Origin of the sequence: Amycolatopsis sp. FBCC-B4732, assembly GCF_023008405.1 — a bacterium.
Classification (GTDB): Bacteria; Actinomycetota; Actinomycetes; order Mycobacteriales; family Pseudonocardiaceae; genus Amycolatopsis; species Amycolatopsis pretoriensis_A.
On sequence record NZ_CP095376.1, the window covers coordinates 5,696,912 to 5,722,762 of the forward strand.

General features: G+C 71.2%; 27 protein-coding genes. 14 read left to right on the forward strand and 13 right to left on the reverse strand.

The genetic code is table 11. The features are described from left to right. The first annotated feature begins 3 nt into the window (after positions 1-3). Complete coding sequence (locus MUY14_RS24560) at positions 4-1,317, forward strand: DUF349 domain-containing protein (protein WP_247012238.1); 1,314 nt, start codon at positions 4-6, stop codon at positions 1,315-1,317. A 326-nt stretch (positions 1,318-1,643) separates the two neighbouring features. After that, positions 1,644-2,072 (forward strand): hypothetical protein, encoded by a 429-nt coding sequence (locus tag MUY14_RS24565; RefSeq protein WP_247012239.1) that lies wholly within the window; start codon positions 1,644-1,646, stop codon positions 2,070-2,072. Here the strand turns inward: MUY14_RS24565 and MUY14_RS24570 are convergent. The 3 genes from MUY14_RS24570 to MUY14_RS24580 all read right to left on the reverse strand — a co-directional run bounded on the left by MUY14_RS24570 (position 2,069) and on the right by MUY14_RS24580 (position 4,473). Continuing rightward, the gene (locus MUY14_RS24570; RefSeq protein ID WP_247012241.1) at positions 2,069-2,542 is read right to left on the reverse strand and encodes a hypothetical protein; all 474 of its coding nucleotides are present in this window, start codon (positions 2,540-2,542) and stop codon (positions 2,069-2,071) included. The genes MUY14_RS24565 and MUY14_RS24570 overlap by 4 nt on opposite strands. After that, positions 2,539-4,032 carry a tRNA (N6-isopentenyl adenosine(37)-C2)-methylthiotransferase MiaB gene (gene miaB / locus MUY14_RS24575; RefSeq protein WP_247012243.1) on the reverse strand — a complete coding sequence of 498 codons (1,494 nt, stop codon included), beginning with the start codon at positions 4,030-4,032 and terminating at the stop codon, positions 2,539-2,541. The genes MUY14_RS24570 and miaB overlap by 4 nt, the downstream gene beginning before the upstream one ends. 108 nt (positions 4,033-4,140) lie before the next feature. After that, positions 4,141-4,473: a hypothetical protein gene (locus tag MUY14_RS24580; RefSeq protein WP_247012245.1), complete on the reverse strand. Its 333-nt coding sequence runs from the start codon at positions 4,471-4,473 to the stop codon at positions 4,141-4,143. A 170-nt stretch (positions 4,474-4,643) separates the two neighbouring features. Here MUY14_RS24580 and MUY14_RS24585 point away from each other — a divergent pair, with 170 nt between their 5' ends. Next, on the forward strand, positions 4,644-6,113 hold the full coding sequence (locus MUY14_RS24585) for a helix-turn-helix domain-containing protein (RefSeq protein ID WP_247012247.1): 1,470 nt from the start codon (positions 4,644-4,646) through the stop codon (positions 6,111-6,113). A gap of 18 nt (positions 6,114-6,131) precedes the next feature. Here the strand turns inward: MUY14_RS24585 and MUY14_RS24590 are convergent, their stop codons facing one another. Continuing rightward, on the reverse strand, positions 6,132-7,247 hold the full coding sequence (locus MUY14_RS24590) for an NAD(P)/FAD-dependent oxidoreductase (RefSeq protein ID WP_247012248.1): 1,116 nt from the start codon (positions 7,245-7,247) through the stop codon (positions 6,132-6,134). A gap of 82 nt (positions 7,248-7,329) precedes the next feature. Between MUY14_RS24590 and MUY14_RS24595 the strand changes: the two genes are divergently transcribed. Beyond that, positions 7,330-7,983, forward strand: coding sequence for a TetR/AcrR family transcriptional regulator (locus MUY14_RS24595; RefSeq protein WP_247012251.1), 654 nt, complete (start codon positions 7,330-7,332; stop codon positions 7,981-7,983). Between the two features lie 31 nt (positions 7,984-8,014). Here MUY14_RS24595 and MUY14_RS24600 read toward each other — a convergent pair whose 3' ends face one another. After that, the gene (locus MUY14_RS24600) at positions 8,015-9,457 is read right to left on the reverse strand and encodes an MFS transporter (RefSeq protein WP_247012252.1); all 1,443 of its coding nucleotides are present in this window, start codon (positions 9,455-9,457) and stop codon (positions 8,015-8,017) included. A 629-nt stretch (positions 9,458-10,086) separates the two neighbouring features. Between MUY14_RS24600 and MUY14_RS24605 the strand changes: the two genes are divergently transcribed. Genes MUY14_RS24605 through MUY14_RS24620 form a run of 4 tightly spaced genes read left to right on the forward strand, consistent with a single transcriptional unit; the run spans position 10,087 to position 12,328 of the window. Then, entirely contained in the window at positions 10,087-10,617 is a 531-nt protein-coding gene (locus MUY14_RS24605; protein WP_247012254.1) for a hypothetical protein, read from the forward strand. Beyond that, the gene (locus MUY14_RS24610; protein ID WP_247012256.1) at positions 10,614-10,823 is read left to right on the forward strand and encodes a hypothetical protein; all 210 of its coding nucleotides are present in this window, start codon (positions 10,614-10,616) and stop codon (positions 10,821-10,823) included. The genes MUY14_RS24605 and MUY14_RS24610 overlap by 4 nt, the downstream gene beginning before the upstream one ends. After that, the gene (gene shbA, locus MUY14_RS24615) at positions 10,807-11,376 is read left to right on the forward strand and encodes an RNA polymerase sigma factor ShbA (RefSeq protein WP_396126588.1); all 570 of its coding nucleotides are present in this window, start codon (positions 10,807-10,809) and stop codon (positions 11,374-11,376) included. The genes MUY14_RS24610 and shbA overlap by 17 nt, the downstream gene beginning before the upstream one ends. A gap of 31 nt (positions 11,377-11,407) precedes the next feature. After that, positions 11,408-12,328, forward strand: coding sequence for a TAXI family TRAP transporter solute-binding subunit (locus tag MUY14_RS24620; RefSeq protein WP_247012259.1), 921 nt, complete (start codon positions 11,408-11,410; stop codon positions 12,326-12,328). On the opposite strand, the gene MUY14_RS24625 is transcribed toward MUY14_RS24620, so the two are convergent. Together MUY14_RS24625 and MUY14_RS24630 are read right to left on the reverse strand one after the other, a co-directional pair. Further along, complete coding sequence (locus tag MUY14_RS24625) at positions 12,325-13,722, reverse strand: HAMP domain-containing sensor histidine kinase (protein ID WP_247012261.1); 1,398 nt, start codon at positions 13,720-13,722, stop codon at positions 12,325-12,327. The two genes, MUY14_RS24620 and MUY14_RS24625, sit on opposite strands and share 4 nt — an antisense overlap. Positions 13,723-13,726: 4 nt before the next feature. Then, complete coding sequence (locus MUY14_RS24630; RefSeq protein WP_247025225.1) at positions 13,727-14,401, reverse strand: response regulator transcription factor; 675 nt, start codon at positions 14,399-14,401, stop codon at positions 13,727-13,729. Between the two features lie 228 nt (positions 14,402-14,629). Between MUY14_RS24630 and MUY14_RS24635 the strand changes: the two genes are divergently transcribed. The 5 genes from MUY14_RS24635 (at position 14,630) to MUY14_RS24655 (ending at position 18,777) form a co-directional block, all read left to right on the forward strand. After that, positions 14,630-15,358 carry an amino acid ABC transporter ATP-binding protein gene (locus MUY14_RS24635; protein WP_003054447.1) on the forward strand — a complete coding sequence of 243 codons (729 nt, stop codon included), beginning with the start codon at positions 14,630-14,632 and terminating at the stop codon, positions 15,356-15,358. A gap of 56 nt (positions 15,359-15,414) precedes the next feature. Further along, the gene (locus MUY14_RS24640; protein WP_247012263.1) at positions 15,415-16,341 is read left to right on the forward strand and encodes a glutamate ABC transporter substrate-binding protein; all 927 of its coding nucleotides are present in this window, start codon (positions 15,415-15,417) and stop codon (positions 16,339-16,341) included. A 95-nt stretch (positions 16,342-16,436) separates the two neighbouring features. Continuing rightward, complete coding sequence (locus MUY14_RS24645) at positions 16,437-17,084, forward strand: amino acid ABC transporter permease (protein ID WP_247012265.1); 648 nt, start codon at positions 16,437-16,439, stop codon at positions 17,082-17,084. Beyond that, positions 17,081-17,959, forward strand: a complete 879-nt coding sequence (locus tag MUY14_RS24650; RefSeq protein ID WP_247012267.1) for an amino acid ABC transporter permease — start codon at positions 17,081-17,083, stop codon at positions 17,957-17,959. The genes MUY14_RS24645 and MUY14_RS24650 overlap by 4 nt, the downstream gene beginning before the upstream one ends. 80 nt (positions 17,960-18,039) lie before the next feature. Continuing rightward, positions 18,040-18,777, forward strand: coding sequence for an SDR family NAD(P)-dependent oxidoreductase (locus MUY14_RS24655; protein WP_247012269.1), 738 nt, complete (start codon positions 18,040-18,042; stop codon positions 18,775-18,777). Here MUY14_RS24655 and MUY14_RS24660 read toward each other — a convergent pair. Next, the gene (locus MUY14_RS24660) at positions 18,731-19,426 is read right to left on the reverse strand and encodes a YoaK family protein (protein ID WP_247012271.1); all 696 of its coding nucleotides are present in this window, start codon (positions 19,424-19,426) and stop codon (positions 18,731-18,733) included. The two genes, MUY14_RS24655 and MUY14_RS24660, sit on opposite strands and share 47 nt — an antisense overlap. Positions 19,427-19,716: 290 nt before the next feature. Here MUY14_RS24660 and MUY14_RS24665 point away from each other — a divergent pair, with 290 nt between their 5' ends. Further along, the gene (locus MUY14_RS24665; protein ID WP_247012272.1) at positions 19,717-20,568 is read left to right on the forward strand and encodes a helix-turn-helix transcriptional regulator; all 852 of its coding nucleotides are present in this window, start codon (positions 19,717-19,719) and stop codon (positions 20,566-20,568) included. Between the two features lie 204 nt (positions 20,569-20,772). Here MUY14_RS24665 and MUY14_RS24670 read toward each other — a convergent pair whose 3' ends face one another. The 5 genes from MUY14_RS24670 to MUY14_RS24690 form a co-directional block, all read right to left on the reverse strand. Next, positions 20,773-21,882 carry an amidohydrolase family protein gene (locus MUY14_RS24670; RefSeq protein ID WP_247012275.1) on the reverse strand — a complete coding sequence of 370 codons (1,110 nt, stop codon included), beginning with the start codon at positions 21,880-21,882 and terminating at the stop codon, positions 20,773-20,775. 133 nt (positions 21,883-22,015) lie between these two features. Beyond that, on the reverse strand, positions 22,016-22,768 hold the full coding sequence (locus MUY14_RS24675; RefSeq protein WP_247012277.1) for a succinate dehydrogenase/fumarate reductase iron-sulfur subunit: 753 nt from the start codon (positions 22,766-22,768) through the stop codon (positions 22,016-22,018). After that, positions 22,765-24,681 (reverse strand): fumarate reductase/succinate dehydrogenase flavoprotein subunit, encoded by a 1,917-nt coding sequence (locus tag MUY14_RS24680; protein WP_247012278.1) that lies wholly within the window; start codon positions 24,679-24,681, stop codon positions 22,765-22,767. Before MUY14_RS24680 ends, MUY14_RS24675 begins: the two co-directional genes overlap by 4 nt. Before the next feature lie 52 nt (positions 24,682-24,733). Next, positions 24,734-25,558 carry a hypothetical protein gene (locus MUY14_RS24685; protein WP_247012280.1) on the reverse strand — a complete coding sequence of 275 codons (825 nt, stop codon included), beginning with the start codon at positions 25,556-25,558 and terminating at the stop codon, positions 24,734-24,736. Beyond that, entirely contained in the window at positions 25,555-25,842 is a 288-nt protein-coding gene (locus MUY14_RS24690; protein WP_196425237.1) for a hypothetical protein, read from the reverse strand. Before MUY14_RS24690 ends, MUY14_RS24685 begins: the two co-directional genes overlap by 4 nt. Between the last annotated feature and the right edge of the window lie 9 nt (positions 25,843-25,851).

Here is a 25,851-nt window from a genome sequence, read left to right on the forward strand (position 1 = left end):
GCGATGGCCCAGGAGAACACTTCCACCGGTACCCCGGCCCCGCACCCGGTGCCGCACGCGCTGCACGCCGGGCACGCCGCCCCGCCCGTGCCGCCCGCCGAGCCCACCCCGTCCACCTGGGGCCGGATCGACGAAGAGGGAACCGTCTACGTCGTCACCGCCGAGGGCGAACGCGCGGTCGGCGTCTGGCAGGCCGGCAGCCCCGACGAGGGTCTCGTGCACTACGCCCGCCGCTTCGACGACCTGCGCACCGAGGTCGAGCTGCTGGAGACGCGGCTGGCCTCCGGGGCCGGCGACCCGAAGCACGCGCTGTCGAGCGCCACCCAGATCCGGGACGGGCTGGCCGAGTCCGCCGTGGTGGGTGACCTGGCCGCGCTCGCCGCACGCCTCGAGTACGTCATCGCGCACGCCGAGAAGGCGCTGGCCAGCGCGAAGGCGGAGCGTGAAGAGGCCCGTGCCGCCGCGGTCGCGCGCAAGCAGGAGCTGGCCGAGGAGGCCGAGAAGATCGCCGCCGACTCCACCCAGTGGAAGGCGGCGGGCGACCGGCTGCGCTCGATCCTGGACGAGTGGAAGACGGTCAAGGGCGTCGACCGGAAGACCGACGACGAGCTGTGGAAGCGGTTTTCGAAGGCCCGGGAGGGTTTCAACCGCCGTCGCGGGTCGCACTTCGCGGAGCTCGACAAGCAGCGCGCGTCGGCCAAGCAGCGCAAGGAAGAGCTCATCGCCGAGGCCGAGGCCATCAGCGAGTCCGAGGACTGGGGCGACACCGCGGGCCGCTACAAGGACCTGATGACCGAGTGGAAGGCCGCCGGCCGGGCCCCGAAGGACAGCGACGAGGCGCTGTGGCAGCGCTTCCGCGCGGCGCAGGACAAGTTCTTCGCCCGCCGCTCCGCGGTGTTCTCCGAGCGCGACGCCGAGTTCACCCAGAACGCGGCCCGCAAGGAAGAACTCCTGATCGAGGCCGAGAAGATCGACGCGGCGGCCAACCTGGAGGCGGCGAAGGGCGCGCTGCGCAAGATCCAGGAGCAGTGGGACGAGATCGGCAAGGTCCCGCGCGAGCGCATCCGCGAGCTCGACGGCCGGCTGAAGGCGGTCCAGGACGCGGTGAAGTCGGCGGAGGACAACCGCTGGCGCCGCACGGACCCCGAGGCCCAGGCCCGCGCGGCGCAGTTCCGCGAGCGCGTCGAGCAGTTCGAATCGCAGGCCGCCAAGGCCCGCGCGGCGGGCGACGAGCGCCGGGCGAAGAAGGCCGACGAGCAGGCCGCGCAGTGGCGCGAGTGGCTGCACGCCGCGGAGGCGGCGGTCGCGGACCGCTGAGGTCGGGTTCGTGAAGGCCGCCTTGAGGAACTTGGGGTTCCGCAAGGCGGCCTCTCGCACTTGAGGTCAGCCGCGGTGGGACCGGATCGCTGCCGCTCGCGGTTCCCAGCGCCCGCGCAAGGCCTGGTCCCGAGCGCGGCCGTCTCGGGTGGCTGGCTCAGCAGCGGTCTTCGAAGCGAGCTCGGACCGCCGCCGAGCAGGCGCCGACCGCCGCGGCCTGGGTTTCGGCAAGCGGACGGTTAACGCGTCACCCGAAGCGGTGTGACGGGCTGCACGGCCGGGGGTCACCGGGCGCTTTCCCGGCCCCGCGGTGCTGCACTTCGATCATGAGCAAGCCATCGAACTTCGTGTCCGCACTGGTCGTCGCCTGCACCGTCGCGCTCGCCGCCCCGGCCGTCGCGCTGGCGGCCGCCGGGCCCGTGCCCGCCGCGGTGCAGGGGAAGAAGCACAAGGCCAAGGTCGAGGCCCAGGCCGACAAGAAGAGCGTCAAGGTCGGCGAGACGGCGAAGATCAAGGGCTCGTTCGCCGACCTCGGCGGGCAGGAGAGCATCGCCGGCGGTGAGCCGGTGATCGTCCAGCAGCTGCGGGCCGGCGTCTGGGTCGACCTCAGCACCGGCACCTGCCGGCCGAACGGGAACTTCGTGTTCAGCCTGAGCTTCAGCGTCCGCGCCAGCCTGACGCTGCGCGTCTACCACCCGGAAACCGAGCTCTACGTCAGCGCGGTCTCCAGCGTGATCGGTCTCGTGGTGCGCTAGGAGCGCGAGAACGCCGTGCGCATCCACTGCACGGCGAGGCAGATCATCGCGATCCAGGCGATGATCAGGCCGAAGCCGGGTCCGCCGCCCGCGGCGCCGCTGGCGTGCGACGACTGCTGCGACCAGATGGCCAGCAGCCCGTCCACCGAAGCGAACCAGCCGCCGGCGGCGCACACCCAGGCCAGCCACCAGCGGCGCGTCACCAGCGCCAGCGCGGACGCGAGGATGCCGACGCCGGTCGACGTCGCCGCGAACAGCTGCGGGATGCCGCCGCCCTCGCCGGCCAGCACCTGCCAGCCCGCGTGGTCGCCGACCCACGGCAGGATCAGGCAGATCAGCAGCACGAACGAGAACACGGCGATGGTGAACCCGCGCCGGCCCAGCTCCACCGTCCGGGACGCGTGGACGCCCGCTTCGTCGATCTCGGCGGCCAGTTCGGCCAGGTCACCGTTGCCCTGGGGCTCGGTCACAGCGCACACCCACTCACCGGTTCGGGCTGGGCCGCCGGAGCTCCGAAGCCCGGCAGGCCCAGCGTGACACCGCTCGTCTTCGGCCGCAGCCCGGCCTCCGCGTTGTCGCCGGCGCGCGTCCGCCGGTGGGACAGCAGGTCGCCGTCGGCGACCAGGTGGTGCGGCGCGCCGTAGGTGACGACCGCCTCGACGACGTCACCCGGCCGCACCGCGCGGTCGACGTGGTCACCGGCCGGCGTGAAGTGCACGAGCCGCCCGTCGCGGGCGCGCCCGCTCATCCGGTGCGTCTCGGCGTCCTTGCGCCCCTCGCCCGCGGCGACGAGCAGCTCGACCCGGCGGCCGACGATTTTCTTGTTCTCTTCCCAGGAGATCGCGTTCTGCAGCTCGACCAGCCGCTCGTAGCGCTCCTGGACGACGGCCTTGGGCAGCTGGTCCGGCATCGTCGCGGCCGGCGTGCCGGGGCGGATCGAGTACTGGAAGGTGAAGGCGCTGGAGAACCGCGCCTGCTCGACGACGTCCAGCGTCGCCTGGAAGTCCGCTTCGGTCTCCCCGGGGAAGCCGACGATGATGTCGGTGGTGATCGCGGCGTCCGGCATGGCCGCGCGGACCTCGTCGAGGATCTTCAGGAAGCGCGCCGAGCGGTAGGACCGCTTCATCTCGCGCAGGACCCGGTCCGAGCCGGACTGCAGCGGCATGTGCAGCTGGTGGCAGACGTTCGGGGTCTCGGCCATGGCGTCGATCACGTCCGAGGTGAACGCGGCCGGGTGCGGCGAGGTGAACCGCACGCGCTCGAGCCCGTCGATCCCCCCGGCGGCGCGCAGCAGCTTCCCGAAGGCGAGCCGGTCGCCGAACTCGACACCGTAGGAGTTGACGTTCTGCCCGAGCAGCGTGACTTCGAGCACGCCTTCGGCAACGAGCGCCTCGACCTCGGCGAGGATCTCGCCGGGCCGCCGGTCGCGTTCCTTCCCGCGCAGGGCCGGGACGATGCAGAAGGTGCAGGTGTTGTTGCACCCGACCGAAACGGACACCCAGCTCGCGTACGACGACTCGCGGCGCGCGGGCAGCGTGGAGGGAAAGGTCTCGAGCGATTCGAGGATCTCGACCTCGGCCTCGGCGTTGTGCCGCGCCCGCTCGAGCAGGGTCGGCAGCGACCCGATGTTGTGCGTCCCGAAGACGACGTCCACCCAGGGAGCGCGCTTGACGATCTCCCCGCGGTCCTTCTGCGCGAGACACCCCCCGACGGCGATCTGCAGGTCGGGGTTGGCGACCTTGTCGGGACGCAGGTGCCCGAGGGTGCCGTAGAGCTTGTTGTCCGCGTTCTCCCGGACGGCGCAGGTGTTGAACACGATGAGGTCGGGCTTGCCCCCGTGGTCGACGGGGACGTACCCGGCGTCTTCGAGCTGCCCGGCGAGCCGCTCGGAGTCGTGCACGTTCATCTGGCAGCCGAAGGTGCGGATCTGGTACGCCCTGGGTGCCTGTGTCTCGGTCATCGGCTTCCAGGGTAGACCCGCCCCCACCTGCGCCTCGGCGTCCCCTCCCGGGCCGGGCACGCGGGCCGGGTGCGGTGGGCCCGGGCCGGGCCGGGCCCACCGGTGGCGTCAGCAGTGCCCGACCGCCGGCTGCTGGGAAACGACGCCGGAGCTGAGGTAGCCCACCTGCGAGTAGTAGGTGGCCTTGAACCAGCGGTTCGACCCGAAGCCGTTGTCCCCGCCGTCGAGCCAGCAGTTGATGTCCACCCACTGGTTGTAGATCGTCACCTTGATGCCGGCGCCGAGGTTCGGGTCCTGCCGCAGGTTGCCCTGGGTCACGTACCCGCGGGCCGCCTGGACGGAGTCTCCGCGCGCCGGTGCCGCCGACGCGGTCGCCACGCCACCCGCGGCAGCCGTCGCCGCGATCGCCGTCACGGCCAGTGCTCTGGTCACGATGTTCATCGTTCCTCCTCGTATTCCACGGTCGAGGATTCACGCTAGAACGGAAACCCCGCGAAACCGGCTTCGTTGCGGACATGAATCGCCGTGCAACGCGACGTCAGGCAATTCCGTGGACACTTCTTGTCCCATTATTGTCTACGCGGCCGCGACGAACACCGTGCTACCAAGTAATGGTGGTCTCTTTCGGGCAAAGCGAGAGCAACCGCCGGCTGGGCTGGTTGTTGCGCACCAGCCGTGGTTCGCTCGGCCTGCGGGAGTTCGCGGCCGCGCTCGGTGGGGGAATCGCGCCGAGCACCCTGAGCCGCTGGGAGCGGGGAAGCGCCGGCATCGGCCATTTCGCCGTCCGCGGCTACGCGAAAGCCTTGGACCGACCGGAATTGGTGACGATCGCCGACAACATGGCCCGCTACTACGGAAACCGGCTGGGACCGGGGCCGGCTCTCGCGCGCCCACCGCTCGACCCCACATCGGTGTCCACCCGGCTCGACCGGCTGATCGACCGTGCGACCGGCGGCGACCTGTTTTCCGGGCGGGACTGGGACGCACTGACCGATCTCCTGTCCCGGGGCCTCGTGGTGGTGAGTCCCCGTTCGACGTGGGCGCGGCTGGCGGAACGGCTGCTCGCGGAGATGGCCATCGCCGACGGGGCGCACTGGCTGTGGCGTGCGGAAGCACTGCACCGCCTCCTGGCTCACCCGGTCGGCGGGGAGATCGCCGTGGCCACCGCGGCGGCCGCGGCAGCCGATCGGGCGACCCAGAGCCTCATCGGCACGATCTCCGTTCTCGACGCCACTTCGTCCGGTCCCGCGGCCTCGGTCGTCATGCGGCAGCTGACGAACCCGACTTCACACCGGTCCTTCTCGGGCGCGTTGCTGTCCTGCCACCGCAAGGTCCGGCTGGGGCACTTCACCCGCGGCCAGCTCGTGCACATCGGCGGTGTCCTGGCCGAGCTGCGCGACCAGCCGCTCGCCGCGGCGATCGCCGCCTGCCTGCCCGCGCAGCTGCGCAAGCGGTTCGGCCTGCTCACGAAGACCGACCGGGACGGTGCCCGCGACCACCGGACCTTGATCGAGTCGGTCACCGCTTCCGTCGGCGGCACCGTCCACCCGGCCGACCAGGACGTGCTGAACGACCTTTTGGCCGAAGCCCTCGGTGCCGACGTCTTCGACGAACGCATGCACGCGCTGTTCCTCCTCCACGCCGGCCCCTACCGGGTGCCGATCGCGCGGGAACTGGGGCGCGTCATGGCCGGGCGCCATCGCGAGCCGGAGTCGGCGATCGTGGCGGAAGCCCTGCGCAAGCTGGGTGGCCGGCGCGAACGTGCCCTTGTCGAACAACTGGTGCTCGCCGCCAGGACCCGAGCGGACGTACGCGAGGCGGCGGCGTTCGCCCTCGGCCACATCGGCGGGGAAAGCGACGAGAACTTCCGGCGCGCCGCACTCGCGATCACCCGCCGGTGGCGGCCGGGCAGCACCACGACGTCCACGATCGACCGCCTCGTCTACGCCGCCGGCCGCACCGAAAAGAGGAACTTCCTCCACCGGGTCCTGGCCACCGCGGACCTGCCGCGAGTCGCGCGCGTCTCGGCACGCTGGTGGCTGGAGATACCAGCGCACATCCGGCTCAGTGTCACGGTCTGATCCGGGAGAGCTGCTTTCCTACGCTTCCGCCTGAGCCAGCAGGGCGACCATGCTGTGCGGCGCGTCCGCACCGAACATGACTTCGTAGATGTCTTCGTCCGCGGCTTCGGCGGCCGCGCGCTCGAACATGCGCTGCTCGTACGCCCCGAGCGCGCTCTCGACGTCATCCCGGTGCGCGGCAAGGGCTTCCCCGAGTTCGGCGCCGTCCAGCATGGCCAGGTTGGCGCCTTCGCCGTTCGGGGGCATGAGGTGCGCTGCGTCGCCGAGCAGGGTCACCCCCGGCACGCGGTCCCAGCGGTGCCCGGCGGGGAGCGTGTGGAGGCGGCGGAGCACCGGCGGGGTGTCGCTCGCGGTGATCAGGGCGGTGAGTTCCGGGGCCCAGCCGTCGAACTCGGCGGCGGCCCGCGTGGTCACCTCGGCGGGGTCGAGGCCGGCGAGCCAGTCCTCGGGCTTGCGCAGCTGCGCGTACGTGTGCAGGGTTCCGCCGCTTTCCCGGTGGGCGAGGATGCCGTGGCCCGGCGCGAGCGCGAACAGCGATCCGGCGCCGACCGCTTCCGCCGCGGCCGGGTGGCGGGTGTCGCAGTCGAAGAGGAACGTCTCGACGACCGAGACGCCGACGTACTCGGGTGTGGCGCCGGAGAGCAGCGGGCGCACCCGCGACCACGCGCCGTCCGCGCCGACCAGCAGGTTCGTGCGCACGCTGGTGCCGTTCGCGAAGTCCACTTCATGGCGGCCGTCGCCGAGCGCCCGCACGGCGACGGCCTTGTGGCCCCAGCGGACGACGCCGGGCGGCAGCGCGTCGAGCAGCAGCTGCCGCAGTTCGCCGCGCTGCACCTCGGGCCGCTCGCCCGTGCCGTCGTCCGGCCGGTCGAGCAGCACGGTTCCCGTCCGGTCGAGGACCCGGTAGGACTCGCGGCCGGGCAGGACGAGCTCGCGGAACCCCTCGGTCAGGCCGGCCGCCTCGAGCGCGGGCCGGCCGTTCCACGGGTGGATGTCGAGCATCCCACCCTGGCGGCGCGCGGCCGGCGAGGGCTCGGCTTCGTGGACGGTGACCGGGATGCCGTGCCGGTACAGGACGCGGGCCAGCACGAGCCCGCCCAGGCCGGCTCCGATGATCGTGGCTTCTTCGCTCATGGCGCTCCTTCGATTGGATCGTCGATCCAAACCAAGCTAACACGACTTTGGAGCGCCGATCCAAACGTGCGATGATGAGCCCATGGCGAAGCGGCGCACGGACGGCTTGTCCCGGGAAGTGATCGTCGAGGCGGCGACCGGCCTCCTCGACGAAGGCGGCGAGGCCGCGCTGACCTTCCGGGCGCTCACCGGGCGTCTGAGCACCGGCTACGGGGCGATCTACCACCACATCGCGAACAAGAGCGACCTGCTCGCGGCGGCGACCGACGACGTCATCGCCGGGGTCGTGACCGGCGTCGTCGTCGGCGCGGAGCCGCGGGAAGCCCTGCGCACGGTCGCGCTGGGCCTGTTCGACGCGATCGACGCCCACCCGTGGGTCGGCGCCCAGCTGTCCCGCGAGCCGTGGCGCCCCGCGCTCCTCGAGGTCTACGAGCGCATCGGTGGGCTGCTCGACGCGCTCGACGTCCCCGGGGAAGCGCTGTTCGACGCCGCGGGCGCGCTGGTGAACTACGTGCTCGGGGTGGCGAGCCAGAACGCGGCGAACGCCCGGCTCCTCGCCGGCGACGTCGACCGCTCGGCGTTCCTGTCCGGCGTCGCCGCCCAGTGGGCCGCGCTCGACCCGGCCCGGTACCCGTTCGTGCACAAGGCGGCGGCCCGGCTGGGCGAGCACGACGACCGCGAGCAGTTCCTGGCCGGCGTCGACATCTTCCTGGCCGGCATCGCGACCCTCGGCTAGGAGCCGCGTCCGAGGTCCGTCGACCGCGGCGCTAGACGGATTCCAGCTCGGGCTCGGGCGCCGTGACGCGCGGGCGGGCCAGGAGGCCGACCAGCGCGACGACCAGACCCGCCACGGTGAACCCGGTCACCACGACCAGCGCCGGCACCCAGCCGCGCAGCAGCGCGGCGGTCGAAGACGCGCCGTCGCCGGCCGCGGTCAGCACCGCGGTCACGACCGCGAGGCCGATCGCGCCGCCGACCTGCAGCGAGGTGTTGACCAGGCCGCCGGCCAGGCCCTGCTCGCCGTCCGGGATGCCGGCCGTGGCCTGGATGTTGAACGACGGGAAGGCCAGCGCGAAGCCGAGCCCGAGCAGGATCATGCTGGGCAGCACCGAGCCGACGTAGCCCGAGTGCTCGTCGACGCGCAGGAACAGCGCGTAGGAGAGCACGTGCGCGACCACCCCGGCGAAGATTGCGCGGGCGGTGCCGACGCGCTCGATCAGCGGGTCGACGCGCGGGCAGCCGAACGCCACGATCATCGCCGCCGGCAGGAAGCCCAGCGCCGTCTGCAGCGGCGACCAGCCGAGCACGCGCTGGAAGTAGAGCATCACGACGAACTGGACGCTGATGAAGGAGGCGAAGAACAGCGCGGCGCCCAGGTTGGCGCGAGCGAGCGGGCCGGAGCGGAGGATGCCCAGCCGCAGCAAGGGATTGCGGGTGCGCTTCTCGATGAGCACGAACGCCACCAGCAGCGCGACGGCGACCACGAACGTGATCAGCGTGCGGGGCGCGACCCAGCCGGTTTCGGGCGCCTCGACCACGCCGTACACGAGCAGCAGCGAGCCGCCGACCCCGGTGAGCGCGCCGGGCAGGTCGTAGCCGCCCGACGGCTCGGTGCGGTACGCGGGGATCAGCTTCCACGCCACGACCACCACCGCCGCGGCGAGCGGCGCGGGCAGCAGGAACGTCCAGCGCCAGCCGAGTTCGGTCAGCAGCCCGGAGAAGACCAGCCCGGCCGAGTACCCGCTGGCCCCGAACACGGCGAAGATGCTGATCGCCTTGTTGCGCGCGGGCCCTTCCCGGAACGTCGTGGTCACGATGGACAGGGCCGCGGGCACGGTGAACGCGGCGGCCGCCCCCTTGACGAAGCGGCTCACGATCAGCAGCGTCCCGTCGTCGACGAGCCCGCCGAACAGCGAAGCCAGCGCGAACAGCGAAACGGCGGCGAGGAAGACCCGGCGCCGCCCGAGCAGGTCGGCGGTGCGGCCGCCGAGCAGCAGCAGCCCGCCGAAGCCCAGCACGTACCCGCTGACGACCCATTGCAGCGCGTTCGTGGACAACCCGAACTCGGCCTGGATGGCGGGCAGCGCGACCCCGACCATCGACCCGTCGAGGGCGTCGAGCGCCGTGACGATCGAGACGGTGAGGAGAACTCCCCACAGCCGCGCGTCCCACCGGGTCGAAGCGGTGGACAGGTACGTGGCAGAACTCATGGGTCCGACGTTAGGTTCGCACGTTCCGGGAGCTCGTCTCATGGACTGCGGTGCGCGGCCCGCGGCAACGGGCCGGCCGGTGCTGCGAGCCTCGCCCGGACGAAGTGACGGAGGTCCTCAGCCGTACGCCCCCTTGTCGTCACGGCGGGCACCGGACGTTCCCCGGCTGAGACGAACAGCGGAAAAAGCGCCGGTACCAGGCCGGCGCCGGCGATGAGGTCCCGCGGCAACGGGACCGGTGCGGCTTCGAGCCTCGCCTGGACGGTGCGACGGAGGTCCTCGGCCATTCGCCCCCTTGTCGTCGCGGCCGCCGCCGGACGTTCCCCGAGTGAGACGAACAGCGGAAAAAGACGACCCTTGATCGAATCTCGTTCCGATCACGGCGATTTCCGGAAAATATGACAGACCGTTGCCGACGGCTACGCGGTGGGCCAGGATCTCGGTAATTCGGTCGCACCGAGGATCTTGGGCCCGGACGGCAATCCGGCACCCCGGCGGCGGCTGCCTCGCCTGGACGACGTGATCGAGGAGGATTTCCGGTGCCCCCTTTCGTGAGTACCCCCGTGCCCGCGTACCGGCCGCGGCCGGGGCGGAGAAAATCGGCGTTGCCCGCCGAGGCCGGACCCGCCGTGAAAGCGCTGAAGAAGTGGCTGCGCGGTTTCGTCGGTGAAACGTCGCTGGAAGAAGTCGCGGCGGCGGCGAGCTACTCCGTCAGCGCCGTGTCCGGCGCGCTCGGCGGCGCCGAACTGCCCCGCCTGCGGCTCGTGCGCGGCATCGCCGCCGGTGTGGGCGCTCCCGTGCGCGAGGCCCACCGGATCTGGTGGGCCGCCGCGCTCGAGGAGTTCGCGAAGCACAACCCGGACCTGCCCGGCGACGCGCTCGCCGGGCTCGCGCTCGACCTGCGGCGGGCGATGCTCCGGCACGACCTCGGCAAGGTCGACGTGCTGCGCCGGATGGCCCGGCTGTGCGAGGCCGACGGCGACGTCACCAAGGCGATGTCGCGCGCCACCCTCTGCCGGCTGCTGAGCGGCACCACGCTGCCGCGGACCGACCAGATGACCGTCTTCCTGCGCGCACTGGGCCTGCGCGACAGCGAGGTCGAGCAGCTGACCGGCCGCTACGAAGAGCTCAGCGCGGCCCGGCGGAAGGCGGCCCGGTGAGCGGCAACGTCGTCTGGCTGATCGAGAAGATCGTCACCAGCACGCCGAACACCCTCCGGACCGTGCTGGTGATCCTGCTGGTGATCGGGGCCGTGGTGGGCGGGCTGTGGTTGCTGCGGGCCGACTTCACGGCCGGGCCGATCAGCATCACCGGCCGCGAGACCTGCACCCCGACCCCGGGAGCGCCGGTTGCCTGCGGACGCTGACCAGGCCGCCACGGTGGCACTCGTCACGGTCGACGGTGAAAACACGCCGGTCGAGAGGTTGCTGGCGGCCATCCGCCCCTTGGTCGTGCGCTACTGCCGCGCCAGGATGGGCGGAGGACAGCACTCGCTCGTCTCACCCGACGACGTCGCGCAGGAGGTTTGCCTCGCCGTGCTCGCGGCCTTGCCCGCCTATCAGGACCAGGGCCGCCCCTTCCTGGCGTTCGTCTACGGGATCGCGGCCCACAAGGTGGCCGACGCGCACCGGGCCGCCGCCCGCGACCGATCGGAGCCCGTCCCGGAGCTGCCCGAACGTCCGGCAGTCGACGCCGAGCCCGAGACCAGTGCCCTGAGCAGCGAACTCAACGGACGCCTCAGCCGGCTCCTGGCGATGCTGCCGCGCCAGCAGCGCGAAGTCGTCATCCTGCGGGTGGTGACGGGTCTTTCGACGGAGGAGACCGGCGCCGCACTGGGCATGTCCCCCGGCTCCGTCCGGGTGACGCAGCACCGCGCCCTCACCAGGCTGCGCACGCTGGTGGCGGGCATGACCGACTGACGGCGAGCGCCGCGTCTGGCACGATCGGCACGTGACCGGGACCCGGCGACCACGCGCGCTGGCACTGGCGGCCGTCCTCCTCCTGGTCCTCACCGCCTGCACCAGCGGCTTCGCCGACGTCCACCTCCGCATCGCCGCGGGCAACCCCGGGGGCGTCTACGACAAGCTCGCCCAGACCCTCGCCACCGCCTGGCAGGCCGGGCTCGACATCGAGCGGCCGCAGGTGCTGCAGACCCAGGGGTCGCCCGACAACGTCGCGCGGGTGCTGAGCGGGCAGGCCGACGTCGCCTTCGTGGCCGCCGACGTCGCCGCCGACCAGTACCGGACCAACCGGGGGCTCGCCGCGCTCGCCCGGATCCACGACGACTACCTGCACGTCGTCGTGCGGTCCGACTCCGACATCCGGTCGGTGGCGCAGCTGCGCGGGCGCCGGATCGCGATCGGCTCGCCCGCCTCCGGGGTCGAGTACATCGCCGGGAAGCTGCTCGCCGCGGCCGATCTGACCGGCGCGGTCAGCACGATCACCCGCGGCCTCGACGACTCCGTCGCGGCGCTGCTCAACGGCGACGTCGACGCGTTCTTCTGGTCCGGCGGGCTGCCGACCCCGAAGCTCGCGGACAACAAGAGCCGGCTGCGGCTGGTCGACATCGCCGACCAGATGCCGAAGATGCAGGCGCTCAGCGAGGTCTACGGCACGGCCACCATCCCGGCGAGCACCTACGACCAGCTCCAGCCGGTGACCACGCTCGTGGTGCCGAACTTCCTCGTGGTGCCGACGTCGATGCGCGAAGACGTCGCCGAAGCACTGGTCAGCGGCCTGTTCGCGGCCCGGCAGCAGCTCGCCGTCGCCAACCCGGCGGCGCTGTCGATCGACGTCCACCCGGGCATCGAGACCCAGCCGATCCCGCTGCACCCGGGCGCGCTGCGCTACTACCGGGCGAAGAAGACCTAAGCCGCCGGGAACGTCATCGAGATCCGGAGGCCGCCGCCTTCGGGCAGGTCCAGGACCAGTTCGCCATCGGAGTGGGCGACGATCTCGCTGACGATCGCCAGGCCCAGCCCCGAGCCGGGCACGTTCTGGTGGGCCGGGCTGCGCCAGAAGCGGTCCAGCGCGCGGTCGAGCTCGTCGGGCCGCACGCCCGGGCCGTGGTCGCGGACCGACAGGCGCACGCGGTCGTCGTCGCGCTCGACGGTGACCTGGATCTCGGTGCCCGCCGCGGTGAACTTCAGCGCGTTGTCGAGCAGCGCGTCCAGGATCGTCTCGGCGCCGCGCGGCGGCATGCGCACGCACACGCCGTCGCCGGGGGTGTCCACGACCAGCCGCACGTCCCTGGCCTCGCCGACCACCGACCAGTCGGCGACCCGCTCGGCGACGGCCTCGTCCAGCACGACCGGGTCCAGCTCGCCGCCGGAGGCCTCGGCGCGGGCCATCGACAGCAGCCCGTCGAGGATCTGGTGCAGCCGGCCCGCGTCGACCCGCGCGGCCTCGAGGTCGGCCGCGGCCGGCTCGTCGTCGACGTGGCCTTCGAGGTTGCCGAGCCGGATCTTCAACGCGGTCAGCGGGTTGCGCAGCTGGTGGGAGGCGTCCGCGACGAACGCGCGCTGCGCGGCCAGCGCCCCCGACACGCTCTCGGCCATCCGGTCGAAGGAACGGCCGAGCTGCCGCAGCTCCGGTGGCCCGCCGCTCTCCCCCACCGGCTCGGCCTCGCGCCCGCTGACCACGGACGCGACCAGCGCGCCGGTCGCGTCGTCGAGCCGGTGCACCGGCCGCAGGATCCACCGGACCACCGGGATCGCCACGGCCAGCGCCAGCGTGAACGCGAGGATCCCGCCCGCGGCGAGCAGCAGCCACCACCACAGCACGTCGGCCCGCTCGGCGCCGGTGTCGGACACGGTCACGACCGCGCCGCGCACCTCGCCGTCGGCGAGCACGGGTTCGGCCAGCACCAACGGGGTCGCGTCCCACGGCATCAGCACGCCGCCGGGCTGGGAACGGCGGCCGGCCAGCGCCTCGTGGACCGGGTCGCTGATCCGCGGGGCACGCATGTCGAGCCGTGCGGCGTTCGGGCCCAGCGAGCTGCCCACCGGCTTGCCGTCCTGGTCGAAGACGAGCACCTGGACGCCGTACACCTCGGTGTAGCGGCGCAGGTCGGGGTCGAGCAGCGACGGCTTGTTGTCCAGCAGCGGCCGCTGCGCCAGCGACGCGAACCGCGCGGTGTCGGTCAGCCGGTCGAGGAAGAGGTCCTGCTGCGCGCCGGCGGCGATCGTGGTGGCCAGCGGGATGCCCAGGCCGAACACCAGCAACGCGACCAGCGTCAGCACGATGCCCTGCAGCCGGACGCGCACGCCGTCAGCTCCGCGAGACCTGGCCGCCGAGCCGGTAGCCGACCCCGCGGACCGTCTCGATCAGCGCCGGGCGGCCCAGCTTCGTCCGCAGCGTGGCGACGTGGACGTCGAGCGAGCGGCTCTCCGCGGGACCGCGGTGGCCCCACACCTCGGTGAGCACGTGCTCGCGCGAGCAGACCGCGCCACGTGCGCCCGCGACGAGCGCGAGCACCTGGAACTCCTTGCGGGACAACGCGACCGCGCGCCCGTCGACCAGCACCTCGTGCCGGGACAGGTCGACGCTGACGTCCCCGACCCGGATCACCACCGGCTCGGCCGTCGTGTGCTCGCCGCGGCGGCGTCGCACCGCCTCGACCCGGGCGAGCAGCTCCTCGACGTCGTAGGGCTTGACCAGGTAGTCGTCGGCGCCCGCGCGCAGGCCCTTGATCCGGTCGTCGACCTCGCCGCGCGCCGACACGACGATGATCGCGACGTCGCTGACCGCGCGGATCTGGTGGCACAGCGTGACGCCGTCGATGTCCGGCAGGCCGAGGTCGAGCAGGATGACGTCGACCTCGTTCACCCGCTCGAGCACACCCGCGCCGGTGGCCAGCCGGGCGATCGCCAGGCCGCGGCGGGTCAGCGCCGGGATCAGCGCCCCCGCGACCCGGTCGTCGTCCTCCACCAGCAGCACCCGCACCCGTCCACCCTCCCTGGTGACCTGCTTCACCGCGCCGGTAGCGACGAACTCTAGGACGTCGGCGCGCCGGGTGCCGAATCGGACATCGATACCCACTTGAAACCCTAAGAATGGGTCAAGCCGCCTTGCGAGCAGGTAGAGCAACGGTAGGTTCTCGCCATCGCGTGGTGACCCACGCCGCATTCGACCGATCCTGGAGGCCAGATGACCGCGGAGGTGGCGGCGCCGATGATCAAGGCGTCCGCCGTGAACAAGTACTTCGGCGACCTGCACGTGCTCAGGGAGATCACGCTCGAGGTGCCCCGCGGCCAGGTCGTCGTGGTGCTGGGCCCCTCGGGGTCGGGCAAGTCGACCCTCTGCCGGGCCATCAACCGGCTGGAGCCGATCAACTCGGGCGAGATCGCCGTCGACGGCGTCCCGCTGCCCGCCGAAGGCAAGGCGCTCGCCGCCCTGCGCGCCGACGTCGGCATGGTGTTCCAGTCGTTCAACCTGTTCGCGCACAAGACCATCGTCGAGAACGTGATGCTCGCGCCGGTGAAGGTCCGCAAGACCTCGCAGGCCGAAGCGCGCAAGACGGCGATGGAACTGCTGGAGCGCGTCGGCATCGCCAACCAGGCCGACAAGTACCCGGCGCAGCTCTCGGGCGGCCAGCAGCAGCGCGTCGCCATCGCGCGGGCGCTGGCGATGCGGCCCAAGGTCATGCTCTTCGACGAGCCGACCTCGGCGCTGGACCCGGAAATGGTCCAGGAAGTCCTCGACGTCATGACGGGCCTGGCCAAGGACGGCATGACGATGCTCGTCGTGACCCACGAGATGGGCTTCGCCCGCCGGGCAGCCGATCGGGTGATCTTCATGGCCGACGGCGAGATCGTCGAGGACACGACGCCCGAAGAGTTCTTCACCGCGCCCAAGAGCGAGCGCGCGAAGGATTTCCTCGGCAAGATCCTGACCCACTGAGAGAACGTTCCGCGGCGCCTTCGCGCCGCGGGTGACGACACACAGGAGAAATTCACATGAGGATCCGCACCCTCGCGGTGGGAGTGCTCGTCGGTGGCCTGACGCTGACCACCCTGACCGCCTGCGGCAAGGAAGGCACGCCGAGCACCCCGGGTGCCGGCGACCAGAGCGGTTCGAGCGCCGCCGCGCTGCCGTCCTACCCGGTCGCGTCCGGCGTCGACCTGGCCGGCTCCCCGGTGTTCGCGAAGATGAAGTCGGCGGGCGCGCTGACCGTCGGCGCCAAGGACGACCAGCCCGGCCTGGGCCAGAAGGACCCGACGACCGGCAAGTTCGGCGGCTTCGACATCGAGATCGCGAAGCTCGTCTCGGCCGGCCTCGGCTTCGACCCGGAGAAGATCACCTTCCGCACGGTCGACTCCGGTGCCCGTGAGCAGACGATCGCGAACGGCGACGTGAACTACTACGTCGGCACGTACTCGATCACCGACAAGCGCAAGGCGCTCGTCTCCTTCGCCGGCCCGTACTTCGTTGCCGGCCAGGACCTGCTGGTGCGCAAGGACGACTCGTCGATCACCGGCAAGGACACCCTCAAGGGCAAGAAGGTCTGCTCGGTCACCGGCTCGACCCCGATCCAGAAGATCCGCTCGGAGAACCTGACCGAGCCGGGCAACATCGTCGAGTTCCAGAAGTACTCGCAGTGCGTCGAGAAGCTGCTGTCGAAGGACGTCGACGCGGTCACGACCGACGACGCGATCCTCAAGGGCTACGCGTCCCAGGACCCGGACAACCTGAAGGTCGTCGGCCAGACGTTCTCCACCGAGAAGTACGGCATCGGCCTCAACAAGGACGACAAGGTCCTGCGCGACAAGGTCAACGAGATCCTGCAGAAGGCGCTGGACGACGGCACCTGGCAGAAGATCTACGACGCCACCCTCGGCAAGTCGGGCTCGGCCGCCAAGAAGCCGACCCTCGAGAAGTACTGACGTGACACCGAGGCCGGTGGACCGGGGTTCCCGGTCCACCGGCCTTCCCACATCCACCACCTGACCACCGCCTGAAACGGACGCGGGGAAGGCTCATGGACGTCCTCTTCAACAACCTGGACCTGTTCGGTCCGTTCTTCCTCCGCACGATCGAGCTGTTCGTGCTCTCGGCCGTCGGCAGCCTGGTCCTCGGCACGGTCCTGGCCATGCTGCGGGTGAGCCCGGTGCCCGTCTTCCGCGCCGTCGGCACGGCGTACGTGACGATCGCCCGGAACACGCCGCTGACGCTGGTGTTCGCCTTCTTCGTCTTCGCGTACCCGCTGCTGGACATCGTGAAGCTCGACTACTTCCCGGCCGCGGTGACCGCGCTGACCGTCTACACCGCGGCGTTCATCTGCGAGGTCGTGCGCTCGGGCATCAACACCGTGCCGGTCGGCCAGGCCGAGGCGGGCCGGGCGCTGGGGCTGACGTTCGGCCAGATCCTCGGCCAGGTCGTGCTGCCGCAGGCGCTGCGCTCGGTCGTCCCGCCGCTGATCAGCACCCTGATCGCGCTGCTGAAGAACACCACGATCGCCGCCGGTTTCTCCGTCGCGGAGGCCGGCGCGATCCGCTCGTACCTGTCCGAACGCGGCGAGAACCAGCTGGTCGGCCTGCTGTGGGTCGCGCTCGGCTTCATCATCCTGGTCGCCGTGCTGTCGTTCGTCCAACGCAGCCTGGAGAAGCGCTGGAGCGTGGCCCGATGAGCAACGTGCTGTTCGACGTCCCGGGCCCGCGCGCCCGGCTGCGCTATCGGACCTACGCGGTCGTCGGCACCGTCGCGGTGCTCGGGTTCCTCGGCTACATCGGGTGGCGCTTCTACGACAGCGGCCAGTTCACCGCCCGCAAGTGGGAGTGGCTGCAGTACGCGCAGGTGCAGCGCGACCTCGGCAACGCGGTGCTCCAGACGCTCGAGGCGTTCGCGGCCGCGGCCGTGCTGGCGCTGATCTTCGGTGCGATCTTCGCGGCCGGGCGGCTGTCGGACCACGCGTGGATCCGCGGGATCGCCGGGTTCGTCGTGGAGTTCTTCCGCGCCATCCCCGCCCTGATCCTGATGTTCCTGTTCTACTTCGGCCTGCCGACCGTCGGCGTGCCGATGACGCCGTTCCTCGGCGTGGTGCTCGGCCTGACGCTGTACAACGGCTCGGTGCTGGCGGAGGTCTTCCGGGCGGGCATCCAGTCGCTGCCGAAGGGGCAGAGCGAAGCCGCGTACGCGCTGGGCATGCGCAAGACCCAGGTGATGTTCCTGGTCCTGCTGCCGCAGGCGATCCGGGCGATGCTGCCGACGATCATCAGCCAGCTGGTCGTGCTGCTGAAGGACACCGCGCTCGGCTTCATCATCACGTTCCAGGAGCTGCTGTACTACGCGCGGTACATCGGTTCGCAGGGCACGTTCGGGCGGCCGATCGTGCCGTCCACGATCGTGGCGACCGTCATCTACGTCGTGATGTGCCTGCTGCTGACCGCGCTGGCGACGTACCTGGAGCGGCGCAACCGGCGCAACAAGAAGGTCATCGCCGGGACCGGCGGCAAGCTCGAGCAGGTCGCGCTCGGTTCGGCCGCCGGCACTGCCGGCGGCTGAGTCCCCCCGCTCACCGAAAGGCCCCCGGCGTACCCGTCGGGGGCCTTTCGGTGTCCGCCGATCTCCCCTAGCGTCGGGCCATGGGTGTCGCACTGGTGACCGGAAGCTCCCGAGGCCTGGGCCGCACGATCGCCCGGCGGCTGGCCCGCGACGGGTTCGCCGTGGCGCTGAACGGCCTGCACGACGATCCCGACCTCAAGGCCGCCGCGGAGGCGGTCCTGGCCGAAGGCGGCCGGGCCGCGGCCTTCGCCGCCGACGTGACCGACCGGCGCGCGGTGGGCGAGCTGGTCGACGCGGCGACGGCGTTGCTGGGCCCGATCAGCGTCCTGGTCGTCAACGCGACCGGCCCGCAGCCGGACGTCCCGCTGTCCGATGTGGACTGGGCCGGGCACCTGGGCCACCTGGACTTCTTCGTGCGCTCGCCGGTGCTGCTGGGCCACGCGGTGCTCCCGGGCATGCGCGCCCGCGGGTACGGCCGGATCGTCCACATCGATTCGGAGGTGGCGGACCGCCCGCCACCGGGCCGTTCGGCTTACGCGACGGCCAAGGCGGCCCAGGCCGGCCTGGCCCGGGCGTGGGCCCGCGAGCTGGCCCCGGACGGCATCACGGTCAATTCGGTGGCCCCGGGTTTCGTCCCGGTGGAGCGCCACGCGGACGTCCCGGAAGCCGAGCGCGCGGCCTACCTGGCCGGGGTGCCGATGGGCCGCCTGGGCACCCCCGACGACGTGGCCGCGGCGGTGAGCTTCTTCGCGTCGGAGGGAGCGGGCTTCATCACGGGCCAGCGGCTGCTGGTGGACGGCGGCCGCGCCCTCGGCTAGCCCCGGTCTGCAGCACCGCCGCCACGGCCAGCACGAGCACCAGGGCGAGCGTCAGCGCGGTCCACATGGCGACGTGCAGCTGGAGCACCCCGCCCCCGAGCGCCCCCACGAGCATCGCTCCCACGGCGGCGACCTTCCGCACCGGGTGCGACCCGGCCCCGCCGGCGGCCTTCGAATCGGCCGCGAAGCCGGTCAGCGTCATGGTCAGCACGGTCGTGGTCAGATCGGGCGCCCCGATCCGCCGGACGGCGGCGTTCTGCAGGCCCATCGCCAGCCCGAGCACGACGATCAGCAGCTCGCTGCCCAGCCGCGTACCGCTGCCGAGCGTCGCGGACAGCACGACAGCGACCGCGATCAGCCCCGCCTGCACCGCGGTGGCCCGCCGGAGGGTGTCGTAGTCGTCCCCGGCGCGCCCCAGCCGCCCGCCGGCGAGGGCGCCCGCGAGGAACGCCAGCACGGCCGTCAGCGAGGCGAGCACGGAAAGCGTCGTCTCCCCCGCCGCGGCGAACCCGAGGAAGACGACGTTCCCGGTCATGTTGGCGACGAAGACCCGCCCGAGCCCGAGAAAGCTGACGGCGTCGACGACACCGGTGACGACGGTGAGGGCCAGCAGCAACGCGGCCAGGTCCCGCGGTTTCGGTTCAGCCATGCGGGCAGTCAACCACCACGCGCCCCGGCGTTCTCGGCGAACCACTCGGGCACCCGGATCGCGGCGGCCGGTGACATCCCGGCCGTCGCCTCGTACGATTCCCGAAATGGACGCCATTAATGCCCGCGCTACTTAGCGAAGGTGCGAAGCACGCTTCATTGTGCGAAGCTGCTTCGCAGTGCTTTGCGACCGGAACCCGTTGTCACACAGGCAGAACAGCAACATCCCTTCCGGTGAACCGCTGCGTGGCAGAAGCCGTTTTGTCGGTGCTTGCCTTTAACGTGCGGGGCATGACCGAAAAGAGCACGGTGCGCACCCGGGAGATGGGTGTCGAGCTGAAAACCCAGCGCGAGGCGAGACAAATGTCGCTGCGCGAAGTAGCCCGGCGCGCCCACTGGTCGGCGTCGAAGGTGTCCGGCTGGGAGAACGGCCGCCGGATCTCGCCGATCGACGCGGCGATCTACCTGGCCCACTGCGGAACCAACGCGTCCGAACGCGACCGGCTGCTGCACCTGACCCGGCCGCCGAGCGAGCTGTACTGGGTGCGGCCGTACTTCGACAAGCTCGTCGACCCGATGAAGTCGCTGATCATCCAGGAAAACCTGGCGACCGCGGTGATCTCGAACAGCCCGATGGCCCTGCCGGGCATGCTCCAGACCGAAGACTACGTGCGCTCGGTCTACGAGCTGTCCGGCCGGTACACCACGGATCGGCTCAAGGCCCTCGTCCAGGCGAGGATCGACCGGCAACAGCTGCTGCAGCGCCGGAACCCGCCGCAGTGCCTCTACTTCGTGTACGAGCACACCTTGCGGTCGGTCCTGCGCGACCCGGCGCTGATGCACGAACAGTTGCAGTACCTGGTGCTGGCCACCAACCTCCCGCACTGCACCATCCGCGTCGTCCCCGCTTCCGCACCGCCGTACCACCTGGTCGGCAGCCGGTTCACGATCCTCGAGTTCGCCGAACACCCGCCGGTGGCCTACGAAGAGACCTTCGCGGCCGGGCTGTTCATCGACGAACGCGTGGCGGTCGAAGCCTTTTACGTCCTGCGCACGCGGCTGGAACAGATTGCCCTGTCGGAGCACGAGTCCCGGGCGTTCCTGGTCCGGCTGGCCGAGGAGTTCGACGTCATGGCGGGCTGAACCCGGCCTTTTCCCATCGCCGGACCGGCCGGACTTCGAGGACTCGCCGTACGAGCCGGGCAGGTGTCCGGGCCGGTCAGCGCGCGGGATGAGCGGTCAGTCATCCCGGATGCCGCGATCCACCTCGGCACCGGAGATCCTCCCGCACCCCCAGAGCATCCGATCACCTGTCGCCACGGTCGCGACCTCCCCTGGACAGAACACCTAGCCGACCCGGTTGCCGTCGTGCCAGACCGCCCGGATCCGGGTGGGCAGGTCGGTCACGTCCAGGTCCGTGCCGTCGAGCAGCACCACGTCGGCACGCAACCCCACCGCGAGCCGGCCTCGGTCGTGCTCCAGCCGCAGCAGGCGGGCGGCCTCGGCGGTCGCCGCCTTCAAGGCGGCCGCGGGGCCGAGCACCGCGGCCAGGAGGCGGAGCTCGGTCGTCAAGTCGACATGAGGACGGGGAGCGAGGTCCGAACCGGCGGCGATCGGGATGCCCGCTTCCGCCGCGAGGCGCAGTGATCGCCGGTGCGTCTCGGCGAACTCGCTGTCGCTGATCGGCGAGAGCGTCGGGACGTACCAGGCGTTCGCCAGCGCGGTCACGGCGTCGTCGTCGAGGAACGTGCCGTGCTCGATGCTGCGGGCACCGGCGCGGGCCGCCGAGGTGACCGACTCGGCGGTGTGCGCGTGGGCCAGGACGTCCCGGCCGGTGCGGCGGGCCTCGTCGACCAGGGCGGCGAGCTCGTCGTCGGCCGGCCGGACGTCCGTGCCCTCGCGCACGGCCCGCAGTGCGCCGCCGGCGCCGACTTTGATCCAGTCGGCGCCGGCGCGCACCATGCGGCGGACGGCCGCGCGGGCCGCGTCGGGCCCGTCGAACACCGGGTCCGGCAAGGACGGGTCGCCGAAGTTGTCGACCGTGCCCGCGGGTGGGTCCCAGCTGTCACCGAGCCCGCCGGTCGGCGACAGCTGGCGGAGGCTGACCAGCAGGTCGGGCCCGTCGATCCAGCCTTCGCGCAGCGCGTGCTTGAACCCGGCGTCGGCGCCCCAGGCGTCTCGCACCGTGGTGATCCCGCGCGCCAGCAAGCCGCGCAGCACCGGCACGGCTTCGAGGATCCGCGCGCTGCGCGGCAACGGCTCGGGCCGCGGGAAGGCGACGTGCACGTGGCAGTCGATGAGCCCGGGGATCAGCAGCCCGCCCGAGCAGTCGACACGCCCGTCGCCGTCGAGGCCCGGGCCGACCTCGGCGATCCGGGCCCCGTCGAGCCGGACGTCGGCGCGGACGACGTCGCCGGTTTCGGGGTCGAAGACGTGCGCCCCGGCGAGCAGCGTCACGCCAGGTCCTTGCGGTGGACCAGGAAGCCGCACGGCGTCGCGAGCGAAGGCGCGAGGTGCGGGTAGTCCTCGGCGAGGCCGGACGGCGGTGGGGACACGATCTCCATGTCCCCACCATGCCAGGCGGGTCACCTCACTTGTCGCGGCGGAACAGCTTGTTGCCCAGCCAGACGATCGGGTCGTACTTGCGGTCCGCGACGCGCTCCTTCATCGGGATGAGCGCGTTGTCGGTGATGTGGATGCCTTCCGGGCAGACCTCGCTGCAGCACTTGGTGATGTTGCAGTAGCCGAGGCCGTGCTCCTCCTGGGCCGCGTCACGCCGGTCCGCGACGTCGAGCGGGTGCATCTCCAGCTCCGCGATGCGCATCAGGTACCGCGGCCCGGCGAAGGCTTCCTTGTTCTCCTCGTGGTCGCGCACCACGTGGCAGGTGTTCTGGCACAGGAAGCACTCGATGCACTTGCGGAACTCCTGCGAGCGCTCGACGTCCACCTGCTGCATCCGGTACTCACCGGGCTTGAGGTCCGCGGGCGGGGTGAACGACGGGATCTCCCGCGCCTTCGTGTAGTTGAAGGACACGTCGGTGACGAGGTCGCGGATCACCGGGAACGTCCGCATCGGCGTCACGGTGATCACCTCTTCCTCGGTGAACGTCGACATCCGCGTCATGCACAGCAGCCGCGGCTTGCCGTTGATCTCCGCCGAGCACGAGCCGCACTTGCCCGCCTTGCAGTTCCAGCGCACCGCGAGGTCCGACGCCTGGGTGGCCTGCAGCCGGTGGATGATGTCGAGGACGACCTCGCCCTCGTTCACCTCCACCGTGAAGTCCTGCAGCCCGCCGCCGGTGTCGTCGCCGCGCCACACCCGGAAACTCGCCTTGTAGCTCATGCTTTGCTCCCGGGGTGCGCTTCGAGCTCGTCGTCGGTGTAGTACTTCCCGAGTTCGCCGAATTCGAACAGCTCCAGCAGGTCCTGCCGCAGCGGCACCTGCTCCTTCACCTCGACGCCGATGTCCGGGACGACCGGGTTGTCCCCGTCCGAAGCCGAGCACACCAGCAGCTTGTGCCGCCACTCGGCGTCCATGCCCGGGAAGTCGTCGCGCGTGTGCCCGCCGCGGCTCTCGGTCCGCGTCAGCGCGGCCTTCGCGACGCACTCGCTGACCATCAGCATGTTGCGCAGGTCGATCGCGAGGTGCCAGCCGGGGTTGAACTGCCGGTGCCCTTCGACCGTGACGCGCAGGATCCGCTCCCGCAGCTCGGACAGCTTCACCAGCGCCTGCTCAATCTCGCCGGCCTTGCGGATGATGCCGACCAGGTCGTTCATCGACTGCTGCAGCTCGGTGTGCAGGGTGTACGGGTTCTCGGCCGACGCACCCGCGGGCGGGTCGAACGGCGCGAGCGCCATCTTCGCCGCGGCGTCCACATCGGACTGCGCGACGGCCGGCCGGTCACCGAGGCCGTCCACGTACTCGGCCGCGCCGAGCCCCGCGCGGCGGCCGAACACCAGCAGGTCCGACAGCGAGTTGCCACCGAGCCGGTTGGACCCGTGCATGCCGCCCGAGCACTCGCCGGCGGCGAACAGGCCGGGCACGCTCGCCCCGGCCGTGTCCGGGTCGACCTCGATGCCGCCCATGACGTAGTGGCAGGTCGGGCCGACCTCCATCGGCTCGGCCGTGATGTCGACGTCCGCCAGTTCCTTGAACTGGTGGTACATCGAGGGCAGCCGCTTCTTGATCTCCTCGGCCGGCAGCCGGCTCGCGATGTCGAGGAAGACGCCGCCGTGCGGGGACCCGCGGTTCTCCTTGACCTCGGAGTTGATCGCGCGGGCGACCTCGTCGCGGGGCAGCAGGTCCGGCGTGCGGCGGTTGCTCTCCTGGTCGGTGTACCAGCGGTCGGCTTCGTCTTCGCTTTCCGCGTACTGGCCCTTGAAGACGTCCGGTACATACTCGAACATGAACCGCTTGCCCTCGGAGTTCTTGAGCACGCCGCCGTCCCCGCGCACGCCCTCGGTGACGAGGATGCCCTTGACGCTCGGCGGCCAGACCATCCCGGTCGGGTGGAACTGGACGAACTCCATGTTGATCAGCTTCGCGCCGGCGCGCAGGGCCAGCGCGTGGCCGTCGCCGGTGTACTCCCACGAGTTCGACGTCACCTTGAACGACTTGCCGATGCCGCCGGTGGCGAGCACGACCGCGGGCGCCTCGAAGAGGATGAACCGCCCGCTCTCGCGCCAGTAGCCGAACGCGCCGGCGATCTTCCCGTCGGTGGTGAGCAGCTCGGTCACCGTGCACTCGGCGAAGACCTTGATCTTCGCCTCGTAGTCGCCGGTCTCCTTGAAGTCCTCCTGCTGCAGCGAAACGATCTTCTGCTGCATCGTGCGGATCAGCTCGAGCCCGGTGCGGTCACCGACGTGCGCGAGCCGCGGGTACGTGTGCCCGCCGAAGTTGCGCTGGCTGATCCGCCCGTCCGCGGTGCGGTCGAACAGGGCGCCGTAGGTCTCGAGCTCCCAGACCCGGTCCGGCGCCTCCTTGGCGTGCAGCTCGGCCATCCGCCAGTTGTTCAGGAACTTCCCGCCGCGCATGGTGTCGCGGAAGTGGACCTGCCAGTTGTCGTTCGAGTTCGCGTTGCCCATCGACGCCGCGCAGCCACCCTCGGCCATCACCGTGTGCGCCTTGCCGAACAGGGACTTGCACACGACCGCCACGCGGAAGCCGCGTTCTCTGGCTTCGATCACCGCGCGCAGGCCGGCACCACCGGCACCGATCACCACCACGTCGTAGCTGTGCCGTTCGACCTCGGTCATGTAGGAATTCCACCTCGGAAATGGGGACGTCGTTGTCGGGAGAGGGCGGAGGCTAGTTCACGAATCTCAGGTCGGAGATCGCCCCGCTGGCCACGAGCATGACGTAGAAATCGGTCAGCACCAGCGTGCCGAGCGTCGTCCAGGCCAGCGCCATGTGGCGGGTGTTGAGTTTCGAGACCTTGGTCCAGATCCAGTACCGCACCGGGTGCTTGGAGAAGTGCTTCAGCCTGCCCCCGGTGACGTGCCGGCACGAGTGGCAGGAAAGCGTGTAGGCCCAGAGCAGGACCACGTTGGCCAGCAGGACGATGTTGCCCAGCCCGAAGCCGAAGCCGCCGGTCTTCCCGTGGAACGCGGTGATCGCGTCGTAGGTGTTGATCAGCGAGACGACCAGCGCGACGTAGAAGAAGTAGCGGTGGACGTTCTGGATGATCAGCGGCAGGCGCGTCTCGCCGGTGTACTTCGCCTTCGGTTCCGCGACGGCGCACGCGGGCGGGGAGAACCACACCGCCCGGTAGTAGGCCTTGCGGTAGTAGTAGCAGGTCAGCCGGAACCCGAGCAGGAACGGCAGCACGACGAAGCCGAGCGGGATGAACCCCGGCAGGTCGCCGAACCAGTGGCCGAAGTGGCTCGAGCCCTCGACGCACGACGTGGACAGGCAGGGCGAGTAGAACGGCGTCAGGTAGTGGTAGTCGGGCACCCAGTACGCGGTGCGCACGAACGAGCGGACCGTCGCGTAGATGATGAACGCCGACAGTCCGAGCACGGTCAGCAGCGGCTGGAGCCACCACCGGTCCGTGCGGAGGGTGCGCTCGGCGATCCGGGCCCGCTTGGGGGACCGGACGCCGGTGCCGACGCCGTTGTCAGCCGGTGCGCTCACCGCTGGTCGCGCTTGTAGCCGCCGACGCCTTCGTCATCGGCGCCGTGCCAGAGCGCCGGGTCGTAGGGGGTGTCGGGTACCGGGACGCGCTCGGCGGCCTTCGCCTGCGCGGGCACGGCCAAGGGCGTGCCGTCGAGGTCCGCGGTGTCGATGTCGAGGCGCTCCACGTCGTTCGCGAGCCGGCGCACCGCCGAAGCGTCGCCGTAACGAGAGCGCAGTGCGCCGACGCACTGCCGGAGCTGGCCGATGGTTCGCCGCAGCTCGGCGATCTCGGAGGTGGACATCATGCCTCC

Excerpts from the sequence above, each read along its gene's own strand:
- MUY14_RS24645 (WP_247012265.1), top strand. The coding sequence starts at position 16,437 with ATGGACGTCCTCTTCAACAACCTGGACCTGTTCGGTCCGTTCTTCCTC.
- MUY14_RS24665 (WP_247012272.1), top strand. The coding sequence starts at position 19,717 with ATGACCGAAAAGAGCACGGTGCGCACCCGGGAGATGGGTGTCGAGCTG.
- MUY14_RS24690 (WP_196425237.1), bottom strand. The coding sequence starts at position 25,842 with ATGTCCACCTCCGAGATCGCCGAGCTGCGGCGAACCATCGGCCAGCTC.
- MUY14_RS24635 (WP_003054447.1), top strand. The coding sequence starts at position 14,630 with ATGATCAAGGCGTCCGCCGTGAACAAGTACTTCGGCGACCTGCACGTG.
- MUY14_RS24600 (WP_247012252.1), bottom strand. The coding sequence starts at position 9,457 with ATGAGTTCTGCCACGTACCTGTCCACCGCTTCGACCCGGTGGGACGCG.
- miaB (WP_247012243.1), bottom strand. The coding sequence starts at position 4,032 with ATGACCGAGACACAGGCACCCAGGGCGTACCAGATCCGCACCTTCGGC.
- MUY14_RS24680 (WP_247012278.1), bottom strand. The coding sequence starts at position 24,681 with ATGACCGAGGTCGAACGGCACAGCTACGACGTGGTGGTGATCGGTGCC.
- MUY14_RS24560 (WP_247012238.1), top strand. The coding sequence starts at position 4 with ATGGCCCAGGAGAACACTTCCACCGGTACCCCGGCCCCGCACCCGGTG.
- MUY14_RS24595 (WP_247012251.1), top strand. The coding sequence starts at position 7,330 with ATGGCGAAGCGGCGCACGGACGGCTTGTCCCGGGAAGTGATCGTCGAG.
- MUY14_RS24675 (WP_247012277.1), bottom strand. The coding sequence starts at position 22,768 with ATGAGCTACAAGGCGAGTTTCCGGGTGTGGCGCGGCGACGACACCGGC.
- MUY14_RS24585 (WP_247012247.1), top strand. The coding sequence starts at position 4,644 with ATGGTGGTCTCTTTCGGGCAAAGCGAGAGCAACCGCCGGCTGGGCTGG.
- MUY14_RS24580 (WP_247012245.1), bottom strand. The coding sequence starts at position 4,473 with ATGAACATCGTGACCAGAGCACTGGCCGTGACGGCGATCGCGGCGACG.
- MUY14_RS24650 (WP_247012267.1), top strand. The coding sequence starts at position 17,081 with ATGAGCAACGTGCTGTTCGACGTCCCGGGCCCGCGCGCCCGGCTGCGC.
- MUY14_RS24655 (WP_247012269.1), top strand. The coding sequence starts at position 18,040 with ATGGGTGTCGCACTGGTGACCGGAAGCTCCCGAGGCCTGGGCCGCACG.
- MUY14_RS24565 (WP_247012239.1), top strand. The coding sequence starts at position 1,644 with ATGAGCAAGCCATCGAACTTCGTGTCCGCACTGGTCGTCGCCTGCACC.
- MUY14_RS24640 (WP_247012263.1), top strand. The coding sequence starts at position 15,415 with ATGAGGATCCGCACCCTCGCGGTGGGAGTGCTCGTCGGTGGCCTGACG.
- MUY14_RS24660 (WP_247012271.1), bottom strand. The coding sequence starts at position 19,426 with ATGGCTGAACCGAAACCGCGGGACCTGGCCGCGTTGCTGCTGGCCCTC.
- MUY14_RS24590 (WP_247012248.1), bottom strand. The coding sequence starts at position 7,247 with ATGAGCGAAGAAGCCACGATCATCGGAGCCGGCCTGGGCGGGCTCGTG.